Source organism: Thioalkalivibrio sp. ALgr3 (assembly GCF_000377325.1).
Lineage (GTDB): Bacteria > Pseudomonadota > Gammaproteobacteria > Ectothiorhodospirales > Ectothiorhodospiraceae > Thioalkalivibrio.
On record NZ_KB898010.1, the window covers coordinates 1 to 4065 of the forward strand.

At 63.5% G+C, this 4065-nt stretch carries 9 protein-coding genes; 3 read left to right on the forward strand and 6 right to left on the reverse strand.

Annotation, left to right across the window (positions count from 1 at the left end):
• The 3 genes from C998_RS14230 to C998_RS0113545 all read left to right on the forward strand — a co-directional run.
• Positions 1-625 (forward strand): EAL domain-containing protein (locus tag C998_RS14230; protein WP_038082163.1); only part of this gene is annotated, 625 nt, incomplete at its 5' end.
• 32 nt (positions 626-657) lie between these two features.
• Positions 658-837, forward strand: coding sequence for a hypothetical protein (locus C998_RS0113540; protein WP_231365012.1), 180 nt, complete (start codon positions 658-660; stop codon positions 835-837).
• Positions 834-1070, forward strand: a complete 237-nt coding sequence (locus C998_RS0113545; protein ID WP_018871415.1) for a hypothetical protein — start codon at positions 834-836, stop codon at positions 1068-1070. The genes C998_RS0113540 and C998_RS0113545 overlap by 4 nt, the downstream gene beginning before the upstream one ends.
• Positions 1071-1152: 82 nt before the next feature.
• Here C998_RS0113545 and C998_RS0113550 read toward each other — a convergent pair whose 3' ends face one another.
• The 6 genes from C998_RS0113550 to C998_RS0113575 all read right to left on the reverse strand — a co-directional run bounded on the left by C998_RS0113550 (position 1153) and on the right by C998_RS0113575 (position 3433).
• Entirely contained in the window at positions 1153-1704 is a 552-nt protein-coding gene (locus tag C998_RS0113550; protein ID WP_018871416.1) for a PH domain-containing protein, read from the reverse strand.
• Positions 1705-1715: 11 nt separating this feature from the next.
• Positions 1716-1997, reverse strand: a complete 282-nt coding sequence (locus C998_RS0113555) for an HU family DNA-binding protein (RefSeq protein ID WP_026279635.1) — start codon at positions 1995-1997, stop codon at positions 1716-1718.
• A 98-nt stretch (positions 1998-2095) separates the two neighbouring features.
• A complete protein-coding gene (locus C998_RS0113560; RefSeq protein ID WP_018871418.1) occupies positions 2096-2422 on the reverse strand; it encodes a hypothetical protein in 327 nt (108 codons plus the stop codon).
• A 10-nt stretch (positions 2423-2432) separates the two neighbouring features.
• Positions 2433-2774 (reverse strand): hypothetical protein, encoded by a 342-nt coding sequence (locus tag C998_RS0113565; protein ID WP_018871419.1) that lies wholly within the window; start codon positions 2772-2774, stop codon positions 2433-2435.
• Positions 2771-3094 (reverse strand): hypothetical protein, encoded by a 324-nt coding sequence (locus C998_RS0113570; protein WP_018871420.1) that lies wholly within the window; start codon positions 3092-3094, stop codon positions 2771-2773. The genes C998_RS0113565 and C998_RS0113570 overlap by 4 nt, the downstream gene beginning before the upstream one ends.
• Positions 3095-3106: 12 nt before the next feature.
• The gene (locus C998_RS0113575) at positions 3107-3433 is read right to left on the reverse strand and encodes a hypothetical protein (protein ID WP_051076751.1); all 327 of its coding nucleotides are present in this window, start codon (positions 3431-3433) and stop codon (positions 3107-3109) included.
• Positions 3434-4065 lie beyond the last annotated feature (632 nt).

The following is a 4065-nucleotide window of genomic DNA, read 5'->3' on the forward strand; positions in this document are numbered from 1 at the left end:
GCTTTTCTCGTGTCCCGACCGGACTCTGAAGGTCGATTTTGCGGCGCTGGCGCAAGCCGTGTCAGCCGCCCGGACCCGGCCGAACGACCGTTTCGGCGTCAACGTAGCCCCGAGCAGCTTGATTCATCCCGAGTACCTACCCCGCCTCGCAGACACCATTACGAAACTCCCCTGCCCGGAGAACCTGGTGGTGGAGATCACGGAGTCGTTCGATGCCAGCGAGGCCGTACTTTTCTCGTTGGTCGCAGCGGTGGAGAAGATTTCCGAGCTGGGCGTGAAGACCGCACTGGATGACTTCGGGACCGGCGGTGCCGGGCTCGCGATCTTCAGCATGACCCACTTCGATTACGTCAAGTTCGCCCCGGTGGTTGATGTCACTTCGACTCGGGGCCGCGCGGTGCTGGAATCCGTGGCCGAGACGGCCAACCGGCTGGGTGACTTCTCCGTGATCCTTGAGGGTGTCGAGAATCAGGCCATGCTCGATGTGGCGAACGATTGCGGGGCGTTTTTCGCTCAGGGCTTCCACGTCGGAGGCCCGGCGGTGGCTCCGGAGCCACCAAAGCAGTTGCGCCTGTCACCCCGAGGCTACCGCGAATCCTCGGCTTCCTGGATCGCGAGTCTTTGAGGCCCGTTCAGATGGCCGGTTCGGAGGAGTTCATGCCCCTGGACGAGCATGTGGAGGCCATGCGCGTCCGTTATGCGCGAGCATTGGAGTTGATCGCGGAAGCGGACCCGGACGGGCGTGATGTGGATTTGGTGCTGTCTCGGTGGATCGAGGCATATCGTAAACGACAGGCCGGTTCGGAGGAGCCGGTTCGGATGGGGAGGGCGGCATGATTCGCTTTGTCACGGATCAGTGGCTCAATGAGCCGGACATTCTTTCGCCAGTTCGTCACCTGGAGCTTTCCATTGTCGATCTCGACGGGAATCTGGTGTCGCAATCGCTGCCTCCGGAGAAGGGCTGGACGCACGAGGAGCTGGAGGCTTATGCGGAGGAGCTTGCCCCCTTGACCGAGGGCGGTGCGGACGCCTATCTGGGCCGTGTATGGGTCGGGGGGACGGAGGTGTAGGTTTTCCCGAACCCGGAGACATGAAAAAAGGCCCCGAGTGGATTCCACCGGGGCCTTTTTGGTGGGCCGGTTCAGATGGCCGTCAGTCGCTTTCTGCGGCCGGATGGGTACTGGCCTCCTCCGAAGCCACCTTGACCGCCTCCTTCGCCTTCTGAGGCCGTGAGAGGCCCTTCATGGCGATCTCCGCCTCGCTGGACCCTGCGGCGTAGATCAGCAGGTCTCCGACGCCGAGGATGCGCTGCATGACGCTCTGCTTCAGCTCGACAGACCGGATGGCGGCGAGGCGGATGCTGTGCTGGTTGCGCGCCACGATTCCGTGGCGATGGGCTACCCGGTTGCCGTCGAGGCTGAAATGGTCGAGGTGGCGCAGGTACAGGATGCGGAGGCTCAGGAAACCCAGCGCGCCCCATGAGCCGATCAGCAGCGAGGGTATGGATGCGCTGGCGAGTGCCGAGAAAAGGCCCTGCGGGGGCGGCAGCGGAAGGCTGAGCCCCGGCAGGGTGTACCACGCCGTCACCCAGACGGGCACGGCCGCTACGAATGGCAGGAGCGCGAGGCTCATCCACTGGTTTCGCCACGCGGGGCGAGCCTCGATGATGGCCTCGTTGGCCTGGGGTTCCTGATTCTCCGTCATGGTTGCCCGCCTCAGAGGTTCACCGATTCCTTGAGCCCCTTGGCCGCCTTGAAGGCCGGGGCCTTCTTGGCGGGAACGGAGACGTTCTCCCCGGTGGCCGGGTTCCGGGCAGTGCGCGCGGCCCGCTCCGTTACGGAAAACTTCCCGAATCCGGGGATGGTGACTTCCTCGCCCGCGCGCATCGCATCCGTGATGGCCTCGAAGGCGGAACGCAGGTTCCGCTCGACCTGGGCTTTCGAGGACTCGTTCTTCTCGGTGTCGGCCACGATGTCGGCCAGCTCTTTCATGTTCATGTCGTGCTCCTTTCGGTTGTTGGTGGGATGGTTTTGGTGCATCCCGGAGCCGTCTGGAAAGGGCGGCTCCGGGATGCCCCGGAAACCGGGGCTTGGGGTTATTCCGTGAACTTGATCTGCTGGAGAAGCGGATTGCTGGGATCGGGCTTGTCGAGGTAGAAGCGCCGGATCGCGAAACGCATGAGAGCGGGCGGCCCGCCCTGGGCGTCTTCGCGGGCTTCGGCTTGAAGGTAGTTGCGCATGGGGCTGTCCGTCTCCGCCCGATAGCCTCGGAGAACGAGTGCGCCGCTGCTCTTCTCGGATTCGAGAGGGCAGTTTCGGAAGCCTTCGCGGTCGATGACCAGCTCGGTTTCGGGATCGGGGTCGATCCGGAGCGAGTAGTTCTGGCGACGGAAATCTTCCTGAGTGCCGTTGAAGTCCTGCATGGGAATCCTCCTATTGGTCTGAGGGGTTGGGGTTGTCTTCATCCCTCTGTGCAGGGGGGTGTGACACAACGCTGGTGCCGTTTTCGAGGCGATCTCGAATCAGCCCGAGCGCTTCGCTCTGGACGAAGCGGGACCGGGATCGTTTGCCGGAGCGCAGGGCCTTTTCGCAGGAGCGCGAGAAGGCGCGCTCGCGTATCCATACGGCGACATCGGTGGGGTCGTCGTTGAAGAGGTGGAGGAGGATCGCGTAGAGGTTCGCGTCCATGGAGACGGTCGTTTTCAGGCGGCCGTCACGAACGGAAACCAGTTTGATGTTGCGGTCCCGGAGCTTGGTGGCGCGTGACTCACTCATGCCGCGCGATCCTCTCGGGAGTGCGGTGTCTGGAAGCGCTCATCCGAACCGGCCAGCCAAGACCGAATCGAGGAGAGGATTTCACGAGCGGGGTGCTCATACGGCCCCGAAATCACGACTTCGGGCTTGAGTAACCGAGGGGATCGGTTGCCGACCAGCAGGACGATCCGCTGCCTCCCGGCGGGATTCTGAAACTGCTCACGCATGATCTTCCGGTAGTCCTCATCCGAACCGGCGAAACCGGCCGGGGGTGCCAGCAGGCACCCGGAACCGGGCGTGGTGTCCTGCACCGTGTCGTCGATCAGGCCGAACGTCAGCATCCGAACCGGCCCTCACTTCGGGAGACGGGTCAGGTTGAGGATGGTGATGTACCGCACCGCTTCGGGGCTGGGGCTGAGCCCGGCGACTTCGCGGTTCGCGAGGGCTTCCCTGGTCGCGGACCACAAGCCGCTGCGGAGCGTGTCGAACGCCCCGGAGTCCAGCTTCCCCGGCACCCGGAAGGAACCGTCCAGAACGAACTCCTGCGGCCCGGAGCCTTCAGTGTCTCCCCCCGGAAGCGCATAGACCTTCCAGGTGACGTGCCATGTCTGCGAGGGGGCGATCCAGTCCCGAAAGCGGCGAAGAAGGCTGCGCTTCTCGGCTGACGTTGCGGTTTCCATGTCCTGCGTATCCAGATTGCGCGCGTGGTGCGCCTCGATGAATACGAGAATAACCAATTAGGCTTGGAGTTACAATGCAGCGCACCAGAACGCCTACAACACCAGTGTTGAAAGCGAGAGCGCCGCGCGGTAAGATCATTTCCGTAATCGGGGAGTCGCCCCCCTGTGGCTCCCCGTCCCCTTTCGAGGCAGATATTTCTCCTGTTTCTCTGCCCCGGCGACTGGCCTCCGTAAGCGGCCTGCATGGTTGGAGGAAAGTGGTCTCCTCTGCTGGTAAACCTCCAGAAGCATCTTGGCCGCCTTCGGGCGGCCTTTTTTGTGCCTGCCCTACACCGATACAGCGTCCAAACATGTTATCGGTCTCTACCCGGCCACCCCGATCACCGGCCCTGGGCGCGCTCCGATCCGCCACGCCCTCCCGACAGGCAGTGCAAACATGTTATGCACGAGCCCCGAGACCAGGAGACCCGAACGAGCGCCCGCACCCCCGGCCACCCCGCCACAACGTCCAAACATGTTACGACCAAGCCCGCGCCGCCACCCCTCCGAACCGGCCCCACAAGACCGATGCAACGTCCAAACATGTTACGACGATGATGAGGGAATCCCCCGCAGACCGCGCTTCCACACAC